This window comes from Alcanivorax sp. NBRC 102024, assembly GCF_001602235.1.
Taxonomy (GTDB): Bacteria; Pseudomonadota; Gammaproteobacteria; order Pseudomonadales; family Alcanivoracaceae; genus Alcanivorax.
Genome location: NZ_BDAS01000005.1, coordinates 118853 through 135342 on the forward strand (window position 1 = coordinate 118853; position 16490 = coordinate 135342).

The 16490-nt window shown below is 58.4% G+C and carries 17 protein-coding genes and 1 other RNA gene; 10 read left to right on the forward strand and 8 right to left on the reverse strand.

The window, feature by feature from the left end; translation table 11 throughout:
• Positions 1–184: 184 nt before the first annotated feature.
• Entirely contained in the window at positions 185–1432 is a 1248-nt protein-coding gene (locus A0251_RS10005; RefSeq protein WP_062816702.1) for an OmpP1/FadL family transporter, read from the forward strand.
• 76 nt (positions 1433–1508) lie between these two features.
• On the opposite strand, the gene A0251_RS10010 is transcribed toward A0251_RS10005, so the two are convergent.
• From A0251_RS10010 to A0251_RS10025, 4 genes are all read right to left on the reverse strand, one after another.
• A complete protein-coding gene (locus tag A0251_RS10010) occupies positions 1509–2225 on the reverse strand; it encodes an SGNH/GDSL hydrolase family protein (RefSeq protein ID WP_062816703.1) in 717 nt (238 codons plus the stop codon).
• A 3-nt stretch (positions 2226–2228) separates the two neighbouring features.
• Positions 2229–3854, reverse strand: a complete 1626-nt coding sequence (locus tag A0251_RS10015) for an NAD(P)/FAD-dependent oxidoreductase (protein ID WP_062816704.1) — start codon at positions 3852–3854, stop codon at positions 2229–2231.
• A complete protein-coding gene (locus A0251_RS10020) occupies positions 3851–4465 on the reverse strand; it encodes a TetR/AcrR family transcriptional regulator (protein WP_062816705.1) in 615 nt (204 codons plus the stop codon). Before A0251_RS10020 ends, A0251_RS10015 begins: the two co-directional genes overlap by 4 nt.
• 330 nt (positions 4466–4795) lie before the next feature.
• Complete coding sequence (locus tag A0251_RS10025) at positions 4796–5833, reverse strand: aldo/keto reductase (protein ID WP_062816706.1); 1038 nt, start codon at positions 5831–5833, stop codon at positions 4796–4798.
• Between the two features lie 252 nt (positions 5834–6085).
• Here A0251_RS10025 and rplM point away from each other — a divergent pair, with 252 nt between their 5' ends.
• From rplM to A0251_RS10060, 7 genes are all read left to right on the forward strand, one after another.
• Positions 6086–6514 (forward strand): 50S ribosomal protein L13, encoded by a 429-nt coding sequence (gene rplM, locus A0251_RS10030; protein ID WP_035248051.1) that lies wholly within the window; start codon positions 6086–6088, stop codon positions 6512–6514.
• A gap of 11 nt (positions 6515–6525) precedes the next feature.
• On the forward strand, positions 6526–6921 hold the full coding sequence (gene rpsI / locus A0251_RS10035) for a 30S ribosomal protein S9 (protein WP_062816707.1): 396 nt from the start codon (positions 6526–6528) through the stop codon (positions 6919–6921).
• Positions 6922–7133: 212 nt separating this feature from the next.
• Positions 7134–7721: a ubiquinol-cytochrome c reductase iron-sulfur subunit gene (gene petA / locus A0251_RS10040; protein ID WP_062816708.1), complete on the forward strand. Its 588-nt coding sequence runs from the start codon at positions 7134–7136 to the stop codon at positions 7719–7721.
• Positions 7722–7726: 5 nt separating this feature from the next.
• Positions 7727–9001, forward strand: coding sequence for a cytochrome bc complex cytochrome b subunit (locus A0251_RS10045; protein WP_231866050.1), 1275 nt, complete (start codon positions 7727–7729; stop codon positions 8999–9001).
• A complete protein-coding gene (locus A0251_RS10050; protein ID WP_062816709.1) occupies positions 9001–9657 on the forward strand; it encodes a cytochrome c1 in 657 nt (218 codons plus the stop codon). The genes A0251_RS10045 and A0251_RS10050 overlap by 1 nt, the downstream gene beginning before the upstream one ends.
• 94 nt (positions 9658–9751) lie before the next feature.
• Positions 9752–10390 carry a stringent starvation protein SspA gene (gene sspA / locus A0251_RS10055; RefSeq protein WP_062816710.1) on the forward strand — a complete coding sequence of 213 codons (639 nt, stop codon included), beginning with the start codon at positions 9752–9754 and terminating at the stop codon, positions 10388–10390.
• A 2-nt stretch (positions 10391–10392) separates the two neighbouring features.
• On the forward strand, positions 10393–10791 hold the full coding sequence (locus A0251_RS10060; protein WP_062816711.1) for a ClpXP protease specificity-enhancing factor: 399 nt from the start codon (positions 10393–10395) through the stop codon (positions 10789–10791).
• Positions 10792–11002: 211 nt separating this feature from the next.
• Here A0251_RS10060 and A0251_RS10065 read toward each other — a convergent pair whose 3' ends face one another.
• Genes A0251_RS10065 through A0251_RS10080 form a run of 4 tightly spaced genes read right to left on the reverse strand, consistent with a single transcriptional unit; the run spans position 11003 to position 14448 of the window.
• A complete protein-coding gene (locus A0251_RS10065) occupies positions 11003–11590 on the reverse strand; it encodes a BON domain-containing protein (RefSeq protein WP_062816712.1) in 588 nt (195 codons plus the stop codon).
• Positions 11591–12178, reverse strand: coding sequence for a phosphoheptose isomerase (locus tag A0251_RS10070; protein WP_062816713.1), 588 nt, complete (start codon positions 12176–12178; stop codon positions 11591–11593).
• Between the two features lie 40 nt (positions 12179–12218).
• Positions 12219–12596, reverse strand: a complete 378-nt coding sequence (locus A0251_RS10075; protein ID WP_062816837.1) for a YraN family protein — start codon at positions 12594–12596, stop codon at positions 12219–12221.
• Positions 12577–14448 (reverse strand): penicillin-binding protein activator, encoded by a 1872-nt coding sequence (locus tag A0251_RS10080; RefSeq protein WP_062816714.1) that lies wholly within the window; start codon positions 14446–14448, stop codon positions 12577–12579. The genes A0251_RS10075 and A0251_RS10080 overlap by 20 nt, the downstream gene beginning before the upstream one ends.
• Before the next feature lie 81 nt (positions 14449–14529).
• Here A0251_RS10080 and rsmI point away from each other — a divergent pair, with 81 nt between their 5' ends.
• Both rsmI and rnpB read left to right on the forward strand, forming a co-directional pair.
• A complete protein-coding gene (rsmI, locus tag A0251_RS10085; protein WP_062816715.1) occupies positions 14530–15360 on the forward strand; it encodes a 16S rRNA (cytidine(1402)-2'-O)-methyltransferase in 831 nt (276 codons plus the stop codon).
• 164 nt (positions 15361–15524) lie between these two features.
• Positions 15525–15890: RNase P RNA component class A (rnpB, locus tag A0251_RS10090), an RNA gene on the forward strand.
• Positions 15891–16490 lie beyond the last annotated feature (600 nt).

Consider the following 16490-nt stretch of genomic DNA (forward strand, 5'->3'; position numbering starts at 1 on the left):
CCGGTCGTGTGATTGTAAAAAAAGAAAGGGCAGCATTCGCTGCCCTTTTTTCTTCTCCCTGCTGACGTGAAAGCCTGACTGAACGCGATTCCTTGCTTGTATCATGGCCTATTGTGTATAAGTGGGCTGCTGGTCTTTTACTTATAACGACAGCATTACTTTGCGAGGAAGAGGGAGAGAAATCATGAAAAAAACAGGTGCCGTACTTGTCGGTTCCGCATTGAGCCTGGTTGCCGGGCATGCGGCGGCAAGTGGCTTTTCTGTGTCCTACCAATCTGTGTCCGCTCTGGGTACCGCTTACGCCGGTGCCGGTGTGCTGAGCGAGAACGCCTCTAACCAATGGTACAACCCGGCTACTCTGGCAGGGCTGAAGCAGGCAGAGCTTTCTGCTGCAGTTCATCAGGTGTGGATTGATACCACTTTCAAAGGCGATGCTTCCACAACGCCTTTTGGAAATGCACCGGGAGACTTTGATGATGTGGAGCCATTCGTGGGCAGTCTTTTCATGGCTGTGCCGATCAGCGACATGATGACCTTTGGTTTGGGGGTGAATGCTCCCTTTGGTACCAAAATCGAGTATGAAGACAACTGGGGTAATGCCATCAGCCCCTTGGGCACTGGTAGCGGTGATTTTTACGCAACCGAGTCAGACCTGAAAACTTACAACGTGAATCCGTCTCTGGGTATTCAGGTGACAGATAACCTGAATGTGGGTGTAGGTGTCAGCTATCAGCGTCTTGATGCCGATATTCGTAATGCCGGAACACGACTGGAAGGTGACGATGATAGTTATGGCTGGAACCTGGGGCTGACCTATAGCCCGGATGACAACAACCATTTCGGTGTCGCATACCGCTCCAAGATTGATTATGACGTGGAAGGTGATATCACTTTTAACCCGGTGGTTGCGGGTCCCCTGGCAGGAACCTACGAAGGTGAAACATCCGTAGATCTGCCAGCTTCCCTGCAGCTTTCCTATGCGGGTGATCTGTCTGATCGCACCCAGATCCTGATGGGTGTTGAGTGGATGGAGTGGAGCAGTCTGGACAAGCTGGAAATTGATCATGCTGGTCCCGCTCCGCTCCCGAACCCCGCAGTGGAAACCTTCGATTGGGAAAACACTGTCCGTTACTCCCTGGGTGTTCGTCACGCCATGAATGACACCACGGTACTGCGTGCCGGTGTGGCGCAGGAGGAGTCCACTCAGGGTACGGATAACCGCTCAGCCATCTCTCCGGATTCTGACCGGGTCTGGTTGACCCTGGGTGCGGGCTTTACGCCGGTGGAGAACATGACCATCGACGTGGGTTATGCGCATATCTTTGTGGAAGATGCGGATATCAACCGGGCGGACAAAGGAGGCGTGCCGCTGAAAGGCACCTACGAACTTGATGCGGATGTGATCGGCGCGCAGCTGAGCTACCGCTTCTGATCGCTAGCTTCGTCCCACCCAAAAAGGCCCTGCTTGCAGGGCCTTTTTTATGTTCGTCCATCACGGGGAATCTGCTCTACTTCGCCGTCTGCAGTCTCGCCGTCAGTGCTGGCGCCAGCGCGGTGGCCATGGCCTGGTATCCCGTGATGCCCGGGTGATAGCCGTCTTCGGCCAGCAGGGTCGGATCCGTCATTGCCGGATAGCCCAGATAGATAAAATCATCGGGCTGCTCTGCGGCCAGCTTCCGCTGAATGGCATCCAGTTGTCTGGCCCGCCAGCCCAGTAGCTGTCGCAGGGGCGTGGGCAGGGCGGTAAAACGGTGCATGGGCGGTACGCTAAGCAGGAACAAGGGGCCAGGCAGTTGCGCGCCCAGGGCCAACAGCTGTTGACGGTAACGGCGCCTGGGTGTCAGCCCGGTGGTGTCATTGACGCCCATGCTGAGCAGGATGGCATCTGCCGGCGCCAGTTGGATGGTTTTCAGGTGGTCCAGCAGGGCCTGCAGGCGAATACCGTTAATGCCATGGCTGCACCAGCCAATGGTGTGCCGGTTTTGTTGATGTAATTGCCGGGCCAGCTGGCTGGCCAGGCCATCTTGATGATGCGTTACGCCTACCCCGGCAGCAGTGGATTCGCCGAGCACCAGCAGTTGCCATGCAGGATTCCCGTCACCGTACTGGCCGTGCGGGTCGCCGTGGGCCTCCGGCAAGCGTGGGGTGGTGCGGCGGGTCCGTTGGCCCTGCCAGACCAGCAGCGGCGCGAGCAGGGTGGTACTGATCCAGAAGGGCAGGTGCATGGGTTATCCCACAAACATTTTCTTGGCCAGCGGCAGCCCTTTCAGACCGCTCACGGCAACGGTGGTGAGCAGGCCGCCGATCATGGCGCCAACCACGCCGCAGGTCATGATGTCCTGGCCGGTCAGGTAGAGGCCCGGGAGGCGGGTTTTCGGTTTCAGCCAGTCCTGCTCAAACCGTTCTGGCGTGTGGTCCAGTCCGTAGATCTCGCCGGTGCTGTAGCGGCAGAAATAGTCCGTGGACAAGGGCGTGGACAGTTCGTAGTAATCCACCTTGCCACGTAAATGGGGCATCTTTTCGTAGAGCTTTTCCAGCAGACGCTGGGCATAGGCGTCCTTCTTTGCCTCGTAATCCTGCCCGCGTTTACCCCAGGGCTGGTCCGCCCAGTCCTGATACCACTCGAATGGCCCCGGTGCCACGATCTCGATAGTGGCCCGGCCCGGGTAGCGCTCCGCGAAGCTGGGATCCTTGGCGGAGGGAAAGGAGATATAGGTGAGCGGAATATCGTGGCTGTCCGGGGCGGCGAGAAAATTCTCAACCTGGCCACGGTAATCTGCACCCGGGTAGATCCAGAAGTTGGTTTTCGGCAGCGCCAGGTTCTCCGCCGTGTCCTGGAGGCCAATATACAGGCAGACGCTGGCCATGGAGCGTTGCACCTGCCCCAGTTTGTTCTGGTAGAACGCCTTGTGGGGCGCGTTATCCGGCAGCAGTGGCCCGAAGGTATTGAAGACGCCGGCGTTGCTGATCACGGCGGGGGCGTGGATGGCCTGGCCGTCGGCCATGCGCACCCCCACGGCCTTGCCGTTTTCGACCAGGATTTCCTTCACGTCCGCATAGGTAAAGACTTCGCCGCCGCCTTGCTGGATCACCGGGATAATGGTCTTGGCCATTTCCGAGGCGCCACCCACCGGATAGTAGCCGCCGTAGAGGTAATGCCGGGCAATCAGGGCGTGGATAATAAAGCTGGAGTCATCGGGCACCAGGCCGTTGTCGCCCCACTGGCCGGTCAGGGCAGCGATCAATTCCTGGTTGCCGGTGAGGGTTTCCAGTACTTCCCGGGTGGTGCGGTTGAGAAAGTCGGGGGCCTTGCGGCGGGCCAGATACCGGAACGGGCCGGCCATCAGGTTCGGCAGTACCTTGGCCAGGGTGACACCGGGCATGGCCTTTGCCACCCGGGAGAGATAATCCAGATAGCTGTCGATGGCCTGCTCTTCACCGGGAAACTGACTTTTCAGTTCCTTGGCAAAAGCCTCTGGCCCGGCGACCAGATCGATCTGGCGATCGCCGATAAAGAGTCGGTCGTAGTGATCGTCCATGGCCGCCCATTGCAGTTGGCCGTCGGTAACATAGTCAAACAGGCGGCGGGCCAGGGTATGTTTGGCGCCCATGTCGCCGATGTAGTGGACCCCCACATCCCATTCGTAGCCATTGCGGTCATAGCTGTGGGTGAAGCCGCCGGCGGTGTAGTGCTGTTCGAGCACGATTACCTTCTTGCCCATTTTGCTCAGGCAGGCGGCGGCGGTCAGGCCGCCAATACCGGAGCCGATGACGATGGCGTCATAGGGGCCTTCCAGGCGGTTGGCCCGGTAACGTCGACCAACGCGCAGGGTACTGGGTGTGGGGCTGCTCATGGGTTGGGTTCCTTGTTGGTAGTCCGTTCAATGCTGCCGTCCAGTAGCAGGGCGGTGATGCCTGCGGCCAGTTGCGGTTCGCTATCAGGGCCGGGCAGATGCCCGTCGATGGTTAGTTGCGACAGTCCGTGTACCAGGGACCAGGCGGCGGCGGTGAGCAAGGACAAGGGGGCCGCTTTCAGATAACCCCGCTGCTGGCCGTTTGCCACGGTGTCTTCCAGTACCTGGAAGGCGGCCAGTCCGGCCTGATCCAGTCGCGGGTGGGCGCCGCGCGGCAGCACCCGTCCGCCGAACATGAGCCGGTACAGGTTGGGCTCGTCGCGAGCGAAGGCCACGTAGGCCAGGCCGATACCGATAAGGGCCTTGCGGCTGTCTTGCTGGTTGACCGCCAATAGCCGCTGACGCAGGGCCTGGAAGCCGCTGATGGCCAGTTCGGCCAGAAGACTTTCCCGGTCGGCATAGTGGCGGTAGAGCGCCGGCGCGCTGACGCCAAGCTGCCTGGCCAGGGCGCGCAGGCTGATGGCGCCGTCGCCTTGCTCACGCAGGGTCGCCAGGGCCTGCTGGTGGGCCTGCTGGGATAGATCGCCATGGTGGTATGCCGTGCGTGCCATGATTTCTCGTTTGCCGAAGTTAACGCCGTTAACATTGGCATGGCTGATGCTGTATCGTCAATGGTTATTCGTTAGCTGGGAGAGGGTTGTGGCTTCGCTGTAGGAGCGGCTCTCGAGGCGCGAACCACGCGCTAGCGTGGAAATCGCCCGCAGGGCGATCAGGGATGTCAGCGCTCGACAGGTTTCTGGAAGAACAGGGTTTTTGAAACCGCTGTTGCCTCGCTGCGCTCGGTTCGTCCCCAGGATGGGAACTCCTACAGTGGAGGTGTATTAAGGCCTTCAGGCGTGAAACTCCGCGTCCACGAATTGGACGCGGAGGGTTGCCTGGTATCAGGGCGCCGGGTAAGGGAAGCGGGTATGGATGGCATCGAGCGCTTTTTCCAGCTCCCGGTCCCAGGGCAGATCGACACTTTTCAGGTTTTCTTCCAGCTGGGACAGGCTGGTGGCACCAATAATATTGCTGGTGACAAAGGGGCGGGTGGTGACGAACTGCAGGGCCAGCTGGGTGGGGCTGAGGCCGCGCTGCTCTGCCAGCTGGCAGTAGGCCTCGGTGGCGGCGCTGGCCTGATCGTTGGTATAGCGGCTGAATTGTTTGACCTCGGTGAGCCGGGCCCCCTTCGGCCACTGGTTGTTGCGGTATTTCCCGGTCAGCATGCCAAAAGCCAGGGGAGAGTAGGCCAGTAAGCCGACGTGCTCGCGATGGGCGATTTCCGCCAGGCCCACTTCAAAGCTGCGGTTCAGCAGGGAGTAGGGGTTCTGGATGCTCACCGGTGGCGCCAGACCGACTTTTTCGGCTTCGCGTAGAAAGGTCATGGTGCCCCAGGGGGTTTCATTGGAGAGGCCCCAATGGCGGATCTTGCCGGCATCCACCAATTGCTTGAGGGCGGCCACCGTGTCGCTGATGGCAATACCGTCCTCCCCGTCCCGGTGCTTGTAGCCCAGCCGGCCAAAGTAGTTGGTGGTGCGCTCCGGCCAGTGGAGCTGGTACAGGTCGATGACTTCGGTCTGCAGGCGCTTCAGGCTCCCTTCCACGGCACTTTGCAGGCTCTGCGCACTGAAACGGGGGCCGCCGCGGATATGCTTCGCATAGTCGCCCGGGCCGGCGGCCTTGGTGGCCAGGATCACCTTGTCCCGATGGCCGGTGCGGGCAAACCAGTCGCCGATGATGGTTTCGGTGCGGAATGAGGTCTCCGGGCTGGCCGGCACGGCATACATCTCGGCGGTATCAAAAAAATTGATGCCGTGGTCCAGCGCCATGTCCATCTGGGCATGACCCTCTTCGGCAGTGTTCTGGCTTCCCCAGGTCATGGTTCCCAGACACAGACTGCTGACCTTCAGGTCGGTGCGTCCAAGACGGCGATATTCCATGGTGTACTCCTTATCCTTGCAAGGGGGCCGGTAGGCACGGGTAGAATGGCCGCTCATCTCACCATGCTGTTTGTCAGCGCACAATGGTGGGAACCGACCTGCGATCAGGTCGTTAATGTCATCTCAACAAAAGCCCCTGAACCGCTTGTGTTCTGAGGGGGGCTTGGGTAGAATTCGCGCTCTCTTGCCCGGCGGAACTGTCGCCGGCGGGTGTTTGCTACCCGTAACATATTGAATTTAGGGCAGAATTCCATGAAGACCTACAGCGCAAAACCGGAAAGCGTAAAGCGCGACTGGTATGTGGTAGACGCCTCCGGCAAAACGCTGGGTCGGTTGGCGACCGAAGTCGCCAGCCGTCTGCGCGGTAAACACAAGCCGGAGTTTACTCCACACGTCGATACCGGTGATTACATCGTCGTAGTCAATGCCGATAAAGTGGCCGTTACCGGTAACAAGGCAAATGACAAGATGTACTACCGTCACACCGGTTATCCGGGTGGCCTGAAAGAAGCCAACTTCTCCACTCTGCAGGCCGAAAAGCCTGAAATGATCATTGAGAAGGCGGTGAAGGGCATGCTGCCGCGTAACCCCCTGGGTCGCGCCATGTTCCGCAAACTGAAAGTTTACGCAGGCACTGAGCATCCGCATACCGCTCAGCAGCCGCAGCAGCTGGAAATTTAAGGGGTTAATTGATGGCAACTGTAGAAACCAACTACGGAACCGGTCGCCGCAAGACCTCTTCCGCTCGCGTTTTTCTGCGTCCGGGCAGCGGCAAGATTTCTGTCAATGGCCGTCCGCTGGATGTGTACTTTGGTCGTAAAACCAACCAGATGGTTGTTCGTCAGCCGCTGGAATTGATCGAAGTGAGCGACAAGTTTGACGTACTGGTTACGGTCAGCGGTGGCGGCAACAACGGCCAGGCTGGCGCCATCCGTCACGGTATCACCCGTGCACTGATGGAATACGACGGTGAGCTGCGTGGTCAGCTGCGTCGCGCCGGTTACGTGACCCGTGACGCCCGTGAAGTTGAGCGTAAAAAAGTGGGTCTGCGCAAGGCGCGTCGTCGTCCGCAGTTCTCCAAGCGTTAAGCTTTACAACAGCTGTTCACAAAAAAGCCCAGCAATGCTGGGCTTTTTTGTGTTCAAATCAGGCGTTTAGCGACTCTGGCCGGGGAATAACCGGTTGTCAGGTGTGGGCTTTTTCTTTACCATTTGCGCCGCCTTACTCCGCCCGGAGCGCGAGGTAGTACCTCGAGTCTCGGACTATTCCCGAGCGTGGGATCCAAGGGGAGAATAACTGAATGAGCAACGACGGCGTTAATACCAGCCGCCGCACCTTCTTGATCGGCTTGACCTCGGCTATTGGTGCCGCAGGTGCAGTTGGCGCGGCTGTTCCTTTTGTGAAATCCTGGCAGCCCAGTGCCAAAGCCAAGAATGCCGGTGCGCCGGTAACCGTGGATGTTGGCAAGCTGGAGCCCGGTCAGCGTGTGGTTGAGGAATGGCGAGGCCAGCCCGTTTGGGTGGTGCGCCGTACCGACGATATGCTGCAAACCTTGTCGCAGCTGGAAGACAAGCTTCGTGACCCTGCGTCCGAAGCGGACCAGCAGCCTGCCTATGCCCAGAACGAGTGGCGCTCGATCAAGAAAGAGCTGCTGGTACTGATTGGCACCTGTACGCATCTGGGGTGTTCGCCGTTGTACGAGGACGAGCCCACAGTGGAGCTGGAGCACGGCGGCTTCTTCTGCCCCTGCCACGGTTCCAAGTTTGATCTGGCCGGTCGCGTCTACAAGAGCGTACCCGCACCCACCAACCTGGTGGTGCCGCCGCACTCCTATCTGAGCGAAGGTGTCATCATTGTGGGTTCTGAAGAAGGGGAGACCGAGGCATGATGGGAATGGTGAATCGTGTTGTCGACTGGGTAGATGCCCGTCTGCCCGTGGTGGACGCTTACAAGCGCCACATGTCCGAATACTACGCCCCGAAGAACTTCAACTTCTGGTACTACTTCGGTGTGCTGTCTCTGGTGGTGCTGATTAACCAGCTGCTCACCGGTATCTGGCTGACCATGTTCTACTCCCCCAGCGAAGGTTTTGCCTCGGTGGAATACATCATGCGTGATGTGGAGTGGGGCTGGTTGATTCGCTACATGCATGCGGTGGGGGCGTCCGCCTTCTTCGCTGTGGTCTATATCCACATGTTCCGCGGCCTGATGTACGGTTCCTACAAGCCGCCGCGGGAGCTGGTGTGGATCTTCGGCATGCTGATCTACTTGGCGTTGATGGCAGAAGGCTTCCTGGGCTATGTGCTGCCCTGGGGCAACATGTCCTACTGGGGTGCTCAGGTGATCATTTCCCTGGCGGGCGCCATTCCCTTTGACCTGCTGCCGTTTATCAGTGCTGCAGAAGCGAAGGAAATCGGCGAAGGCCTGACAACCTGGGTACGTGGTGATTATCTGCTGTCCACGGCGACGGTGAACAAGTTCTTCGCCCTGCACGTGGTGGCTATCCCCATCGTGCTGCTGGCGCTGGTGGTACTGCATATCCTGGCACTGCACGAAGTGGGTTCCAACAACCCGGATGGTGTGGAAATCAAGCAGAACAAGGACGAAAACGGTATCCCGGTTGACGGTATTCCATTCCACCCTTACTACACCGTGAAAGACCTGCCGGGCGTGATCGTGTTCCTGATGATCTTTGCCGTGGTGATCTTCTTCTTCCCGGATGGTGGGGGTTACCTGCTGGAGAAGCCGAACTTCGAGCCGGCCAACCCGCTGAAGACCCCGGATCATATTGCCCCGGTATGGTACTACGGTCCGTACTACGCCATGCTGCGTGCCACGACCCTGGATATCATCATGTCTTCCAAGGCCTGGGGTCTGGTTGCCATGGGTGGCGCTATCGTGATCCTGTTCGTGATCCCCTGGCTGGATCGCCACCCGGTTCGCTCCATCCGCTATCGCGGCTGGTTGAGCAAACTGTTCATGGCGATCTTTGTGGTGGACTTCCTGATTCTGGGCTATCTGGGGACTCAGCCGGCAACGCCGGGTAAGACCATGCTGGCGCAGTTCGGTACGGTGTATTACTTCAGCTACTTCCTGCTGATCATGCCGTTTGTTCACAAATTCGAAAAATCCAAGCCGGTTCCGGAACGGGTAACGGGGGGTCACTGATGAAGAAATTAGCGGTCGTTCTTTTCAGCTGCCTGCCGTTGGTTGCCTTCGCGGCCGGTGGTGGCAAGAGTGAGTACGAAGTGCCGGCACCGGTCAATCTGCAGGACAAGGTAAGCCTGCAGAATGGTGCCAAGCTGTTTGTAAACTACTGCATGGGCTGTCATGGTCTGCAGTACCAGCGTTACAGCCGCCTGGCTGAGGATCTGGAGATTCCGGAAGAACTGGTGCAGGAAAAGCTGAATTTCACCACCGACAAGGTGGGTGATCAGATGCGTACTGCCATGGACCCGGAAGATGCCAAGGCCTGGTTCGGCAATGCGCCGCCGGATCTCACCATGGTGACCCGCTATCGTTCAGAGGATTGGGTGTATTCTTACCTGATCAACTTCTACGAAGACGAGTCCCGTCCCTTCGGTTACAACAACCGGGTGTTCGAAAACGTGGGTATGCCCCATGTGATGGCAAGCCGGGAAGCTGAGCTGAGCGAAGAAGAGTTCAAACAGGAAATGGGTGATATCACCAATTTCCTGGCATACACCGCTGAGCCGGTCCGTCCGTTGCGTGAGCGTCTGGGTGTGTATGTACTGGTGTTCCTGGGCATTCTGTTTGTCCCGGCATACCTGCTCAAGAAGGAATACTGGAAAGACGTGCACTAACCATTAGTGCCGCTTTTCAGCGTTGAACAGGGTATCCGTGTAAGCGGTTACCCTGTTTCTGTTATATAGCTATTAGTGCGGAGATGATTCGACAATGGGTGTGGTGACCAAGCGTTCTTCAATGACTTTCTTTTCTTCCCCGGAAGATCATTACAGCCATCGCGTGCGTATCGTGCTGGCAGAAAAAGGGGTCACAGTCGATATCGTTGATGTGGACAACAACAACAAGCCGGAAGATCTGGCGTCGCTGAACCCCTACAACGAAGTGCCTACCCTGGTGGACCGTGAACTGACTCTCTATCAGTCCACCGTCATCATGGAGTACCTGGATGAGCGTTTCCCCCATCCGCCGTTGTTGCCGGTGTACCCGGTTGCCCGGGCACACAGCCGTCTGCTGATTCACCGGGTAGAGCGTGACTGGTGCGGTCACGTTGATGCCATTCTGGCCGGTGAGGAAAAAGAAGCCAGCCTCAACAAGCGTCGCAAGGAGTTGCGTGAAGCGATTATTGCTACCGCGCCGATCTTCAGCGAGCTGCCGTACTTCATGAGTGAAGAGTTCACCCTGGTAGACTGTGTGGTTGGCCCCATCCTGTGGCGGTTGCCTGCCCTGGGTATCGAGCTGCCGGCGAAACAGGTCAAGCCGTTGCTGGACTATGCCGAGCGTCTGTTTGACCGTGATGCCTTCCAGGCCAGCCTGACCGACGCCGAGCGCGAACTGCGCAACCCGCTGTAATCATGTCCGATATGTCGCCCAATCGCCCGTATCTGATACGGGCGATCCACGAATGGATCTGTGATAACGGTCTGACGACCCACCTGGCTGTAAACGCCTCTTACCCCGGGGTGGAAGTGCCCCAGGATTTTGTTCAGGACGGCCAGATTGTGCTGAACATCGCGCCCCGGGCAGTGACGAACTTTGTTGCGGGCAATGAGGAAATCACTTTTTCCGCCCGTTTCGGAGGTATGCCCATGACTATCCGGGTTCCCGTGAATGCGGTGGTGGCGGTTTTCGCCCGGGAGAACGGTCAGGGTATGGCGTTCGATCCGGCGGAGCCGCCGCCCGAGCCCACACCACCGGAGCCGGAAAAGGATGACGGCAAGACTAAGGTCAGCCATCTGAAGGTGGTTAAATAAAAAAAACGGCGAAATCCGGTTTTTTTGCTGCCCCAGATGCCTGGTTGCTCTCTACGGAGCCGCTGTAGGAGCGTCGCTTGCGGCGCGACCTTGCCTTGGCAAGGAATCGGCCGCAGGGCGATCAGGAATGTCAGGGCTCGACAGATTTCCGTCAGTGTTTGATTAGGCCTGAATCGCGCCGCCAGCGACGCTCCTACACTTGCAACTGCCTTCAGTCGATATACTCAATAATCTTCACGATCTTCTGCACACCGTAAACCTTTTGTACCTGCTCAACGACCGCATCCGCTTCCTCGTGAGTCAGCAGTCCCATCAGGTAGACCACGCCGTTTTCTGTCACCACCTTGGTGCGCCAGCCCGGGGCCTCGCCATTGATCAGCAGACGGCTTTTGACCTTGCTGGTCAGCCAGGTGTCATTGGTGCGGGCCAGGAAGGAGTTGGAGCCCACCACTTGAAGCTCGTTGTGTACGTGGCGGACGTGGCGGACCTGCTCGGCGATATTGCCTGCCTGGGCCTTCAGATCGTCGTTGGCCACTTGCCCGGCGAGCAACACATTACCGTTATAACTCACAACCACGATGCGGGATTCGTCCAGCTCGGCGCTGGCGCGGGCCAGATTCACAGCGACCTTGCGCTCAATATTGCCGTCCTCGATAAAGGCACCGAAAGTGCGTTTGCCGTGGTTCTGATCGACGGGTTCCTCGGACATTCCCTTGGACAGGGATGCGCACCCGGAGACGGTGGCGAACAGGACAAACAGGGTCAGGACGTGGCTGAATCGAATGAAGCCTGCGGCCATTTATTGGCCTCCAAACAGTTGCTGATCGATGTAATCGCACAGGGAGTGAATCACCAGCAGGTGGACTTCCTGAATGCGTGCGGTGGAGGCGGCCGGTACCCGGATCTCAATGTCGTTGGGCCCGTACAGGTTGACCATTTCGCCCCCTTCCTTGCCGGTCATGGCGACCACGCGCATTTCCCGGTCATGGGCAGCCTGGATGGCCTGGATGACATTGGCGGAGTTACCGCTGGTGGAGATGGCCAGCAGGATGTCGCCGCTGCCACCGAGAGCGCGAACCTGTTTGGAGAAGATTTCGTTGTAGCTGTAATCGTTGGCAATCGAGGTCAGCGTGGAGGAATCGGTGGTAAGCGCGATTGCCGGGAGTGCCGGGCGCTCCATCTCGAAACGGTTAAGCAATTCGGAAGAAAAATGCTGGGCATCGCCGGCAGAGCCGCCATTGCCACAGGTAAGAATCTTGCCGCCGTTGAGCAGGCATTCCACCATGGCCTGACCGGCGGCTTCGATGACGGTGGGTAGCACTTCCCCGGCTTTGGCTTTGGTTTCAATGCTTTCGGCAAACAGTTGCCGGATACGGTCCACGCTCATAATTACCTCATTGTTCTGCGCGTTCGAAGATTGCGTGCAGCTATTCGCTGTAGAACGCGTTTTGTATCCACTGATACCGGACAGTGTTGTTATTGTCCGGTTCCATTCCCAGTACATCAAAGCGGCAGGGCCGATCATGGTATTGCGGGTGGCGACCCAGATAGTGCCGGGCTGCCAGTATCAGCCGGCGTTGCTTGTGGTGATCCACAGAGGCCAGAGCGCCGCCATGGCTGGGATTGCTGCGCCAGCGCACTTCCGTGAACACCAGGGTGTCGCCGTCCTGCATGATCAGGTCGATTTCCCCCTGGCGGCAGCGAAAGTTGCGTGCCACAACAATCAGTCCCTGCTCTGTGAGCCAGTGTGCAGCCTGTTTTTCCGCTTCGCTACCGGAATCTTTGTTACTGCGCGGTAATTTCACGGGGCCTGCCATTCTTTGCCGGCTCGGATACCTTGGGGAGAGCGCGAGCTTCACCATTGATAAATACACCCCAGTTCAGCTCGCGCACAATGCGTTGCTGTTCCATGCTCAGGCGGCCGGTGACGCCGGGCAGCTCACTGGATGGAAGGGTGTTTAACAGGTAAAGACGGCCTTGTAGCCGGTAGGCATCAATCCCCATGGCAAACAGGCGCTCGTATCGGCCGTGCCCTTCGGGCCATTGGGTGTCGGCCATACGGCGCAGCTCGGAATCTTCCTTGCTGAGCATCCAGGGCATGTCCACAAAGCGCACCCCATTCAGGTCCTGGTCGCGACGAGGATTGGACTCACCGCTATGAATCAGTGCCGTGGAGTACACCGGCAGATCCTTGGCGTAATGGAAATTCAGTGCCGGTTTCACCTGGCGGCCCTGATCCGGGCTGGCCAGCAGAAACAGGAAACCCATGTCCTGGCGGCGGCGTGGCTGAATGTCCATGTCCAGGCTGGTGAAACGGCTGACCGCCTGGCCGCGACTCTGGCTCTGGGCCACCAGCAGCAGCTCCTTGACGGTATCCCCCAGAGTGGGGCCTTCCTGGTAGGTACGGGTCACGGTCACCGTGCCGCCGAGGGATTGCCATTCTTCGGCAAACGCCTGGGCAACCCGTTCGCCCCATTCTCCCTGCGGGTAAAGGATGCCGGCCTGGCTGGCCCCCTCGCGGGCGCCTTGCAGCGCAATCTGGCGGGCTTCATCTTCCGGTGCCAGGCCGAACTGGAAAAAGTTCTCGGGCAGGTTGTCCTGATCAATATAATTCAGGGCCAGGGTGGTAACCGGCAGGGTGCCCTGGTTGGCAATGGTGGCTGCCTTTTCCTTGGCCAGTGGGCCGAGGACAAAGTCGGCACCGTCCTGTATGGCCTGCTGATAAAGAGCCAGAATGTTGTCGCCGCCAGAATCATAGAAGCGCAGTACCGGCGGATTGCCATTTTGCTTGTGCTGGTAGTACGCGGTCATGATGCCTTCCTGAAGAGCCTTGCCGGCATTTTTCAGGGGGCCTGTTGTGGGGAGCAGAATGGCTACCTTGCTGGGCCTTTCGTTGGCGGCTTTTTCCAGGGCGTCGAGAATATCAGGAACATCCGCCGTTGCCGGATGGGTTCGCCATTGGGCGCTCCAGCGATTCAGTCGGTTTACCTGGGCGTCCAGGTCGGCAATGGGGTCCCGATACAGCTGTGCCAGGGTAAGCCAGCCACGCAGGTCGCCGCTGCTGCCCTCTACGGCGTTGGCCAGTTCGGTGTTGGACAGCTTCATCAGAAGCTGCCAGATCATGCCGTGGTTATAATCCTGGTCGTCTTCTTCCAGCAGAGGGTGAGCCGCCACGCGCTGCTGCAGGCTGCTGATCAGATCACCTTTCATGGCGAGGGCGTCGGCTCTGAGCAAGTCCAGTCTGGCTTGCTGCTCTGCGGGATACTGGAGAATCTCATCCTCATAGCGTTGCAGCAGCGCCAGGGCCTGATCTGGGCGTTGGTCGCCAAGCTGGGCTCGACCGCTGAGCAGAATCCAGGCGAAACGTTGCGCGTTGTCCATGGCTTGTGGATTCAGATCGGCAAGTAGCTGACCGGCATCAGCGGCACGCTGCTGATCCAGATATGTCTCAGCCCATTGCAGAGTGGCGCCAATACGCGCCTCCGTTGTCATGGTGGCCAGTTGGGTGCGGGCGGCCGTCAACGCCGCGGGAGCGATGCCAACCTTGGGTGCCGACGGTTGTTCATAAACCGTGGTGCGCGTAGGAGTTGTGGTAGAACAGCCAGCGATGACTGCGGCAGCAAGCAGGGCTGCCAAACGGGCCTTTCTGAATTCCATGGCGACAGGTTCGTATTACCAGAATGAAGCCGCTATTGTAGGCGCTTCATTGGAGCCTCACCAGTTGAGTCGTGCACAGATATGAGTGGAACTTTGTATATTGTCAGTACGCCGATCGGAAATCTGGATGACATCAGTCGTCGGGCGATAGCGGTACTGGATGAGGTCGACTGGGTGGCTGCAGAGGATACCCGGCACAGTCAGCGCATGCTGGAGCAGCTGGGAATCCGTAGTCGCTTGATCAGCTGTCATGATCACAATGAAAGTGCCCGCAGCGAAGAGTTGGTGGCTCGTTTGCAGTCAGGTGAGCAGGGCGCCCTGATCAGTGATGCGGGCACGCCACTGGTCAGTGATCCCGGCTACCGTCTGGTGCGCGCCTGCCACCAGGCCGGTGTGCGGGTGGTGCCGATTCCCGGCGCGTCGGCACTGCTGGCAGCGTTAGCCGCGGCGGGGCAGCCGTCTGATCGTTTTCTTTTCGAGGGTTTTGTGCCTGCCAAGGGAGCGCCCCGTCAGCAGGCCATCGAGCGCCTGGCAGGGCTGTCAGTCACAAGTATTATCTACGAGGCTCCCCATCGGGTGCTTTCCTTCCTCGAGGCGCTAACGCCCCTGGTTGAAAAAGATCGTGAAATCTCGCTCTGTCGTGAGCTGACCAAGCAATTTGAGACCATTCGCATGGGAGCCGTGGCGGATATCTGTGACTGGGTGGCATCAGATCGCAACCAGCAACGCGGCGAGCTGGTGCTGGTGTTGTCGCCTTGCGCGCACACCGCCGACTGGAGTGAGCGGGATCAGGCCCTGGCAACGTCCCTGCTGGCGGAATTGCCGGTGTCCCGGGTGGCGAAAATCATGGCCGCCCATACCGGCCTGAAACGGCAGGCGGTGTATGCGCTGTTAGAGGCAATGAATAATTAATAGTTAATAATGAATAACTCGCGATCCGGTTTGGTCGTTTTTCAGGCACAAGAGGCCGCGCTCAACGTTAGCGGGCGCGGCCTCTTGCGTTTCAAGATCAGAAAACCCGGTCCGCGCAGCTATTAATTATTCACTATTAATTATTAACTGTTTAGACTCCGCCCCGGATCGGTCAGACAGTCGCTGGCGGCGTAGCCGCTGGAGGAAAGTCCGGGCTCCACAGGGCAGGGTGCCAGGTAACGCCTGGGGGCCACACTGGTGACGGTGTGGCTACGGCTAGTGCCACAGAGAAGATACCGCCTGTTCCTTCCTCGTGTCGGAACCGGTAAGGGTGAAAAGGTGCGGTAAGAGCGCACCGCGCCGCTGGCAACAGTGGTGGCAGGGTAAACCCCACCCGGAGCAAGACCAAATAGGGATCCTATGGCGTGGCCCGCGCTGGATCCGGGTAGGTTGCTAGAGGTTTGTGGCGACGCAAGCCCCAGATGAATGACTGTCCACGACAGAACCCGGCTTATCGACCGATCCACTTTATTCAGTAACGATGCGCGAGTTGCGAGAAGCGAAACCCAAGACGGGTTTTGCCTTTCGTGACTCGTGGCTCGCTCCTCGTAATGCCTTATCTTCTTGATCCCGCTCGTTATCCCATCATGCGAAGACCTCAGACTTGCCGTGCTTGCAGCCTGGCAGGTTGGCGCAGATCAATCCCTCTGTCTCGACAATGACCAACATGTGCTGCGCTTTTCCGATCGGGTTGATGGCACTGGGGTGCGGCGTCGGCCTGCCGGATCGTCAATCCTGTCGCTGGCCCGTGTCCGAACAAGGCCTAATCCTTTAGATGTGGAATATAAATAAAGTTAGTAATAACTAATCCGTCTAACACTTAAAGTGCTTTCTCACTTGCGCGTTCCAGCGCTCTGATTCGTCTCGAAACTCCCTCCGTTCATCCCTTTGTTCATTCTCTGTGATACCGCTAACAGGCTGATTTGTCTGGAAATTCTTTTACGTTTGACCGGGTGCTCACGCTTGACTTGGTGTTCGCAGTGGCCCTAGAGTGTCCCAATGTGGTGAAAAGTGGGAAAAAGTGGGATTTTCTTGGCGGCCGGTGTCGCGAAGTGGGGCAACAAGAGCCC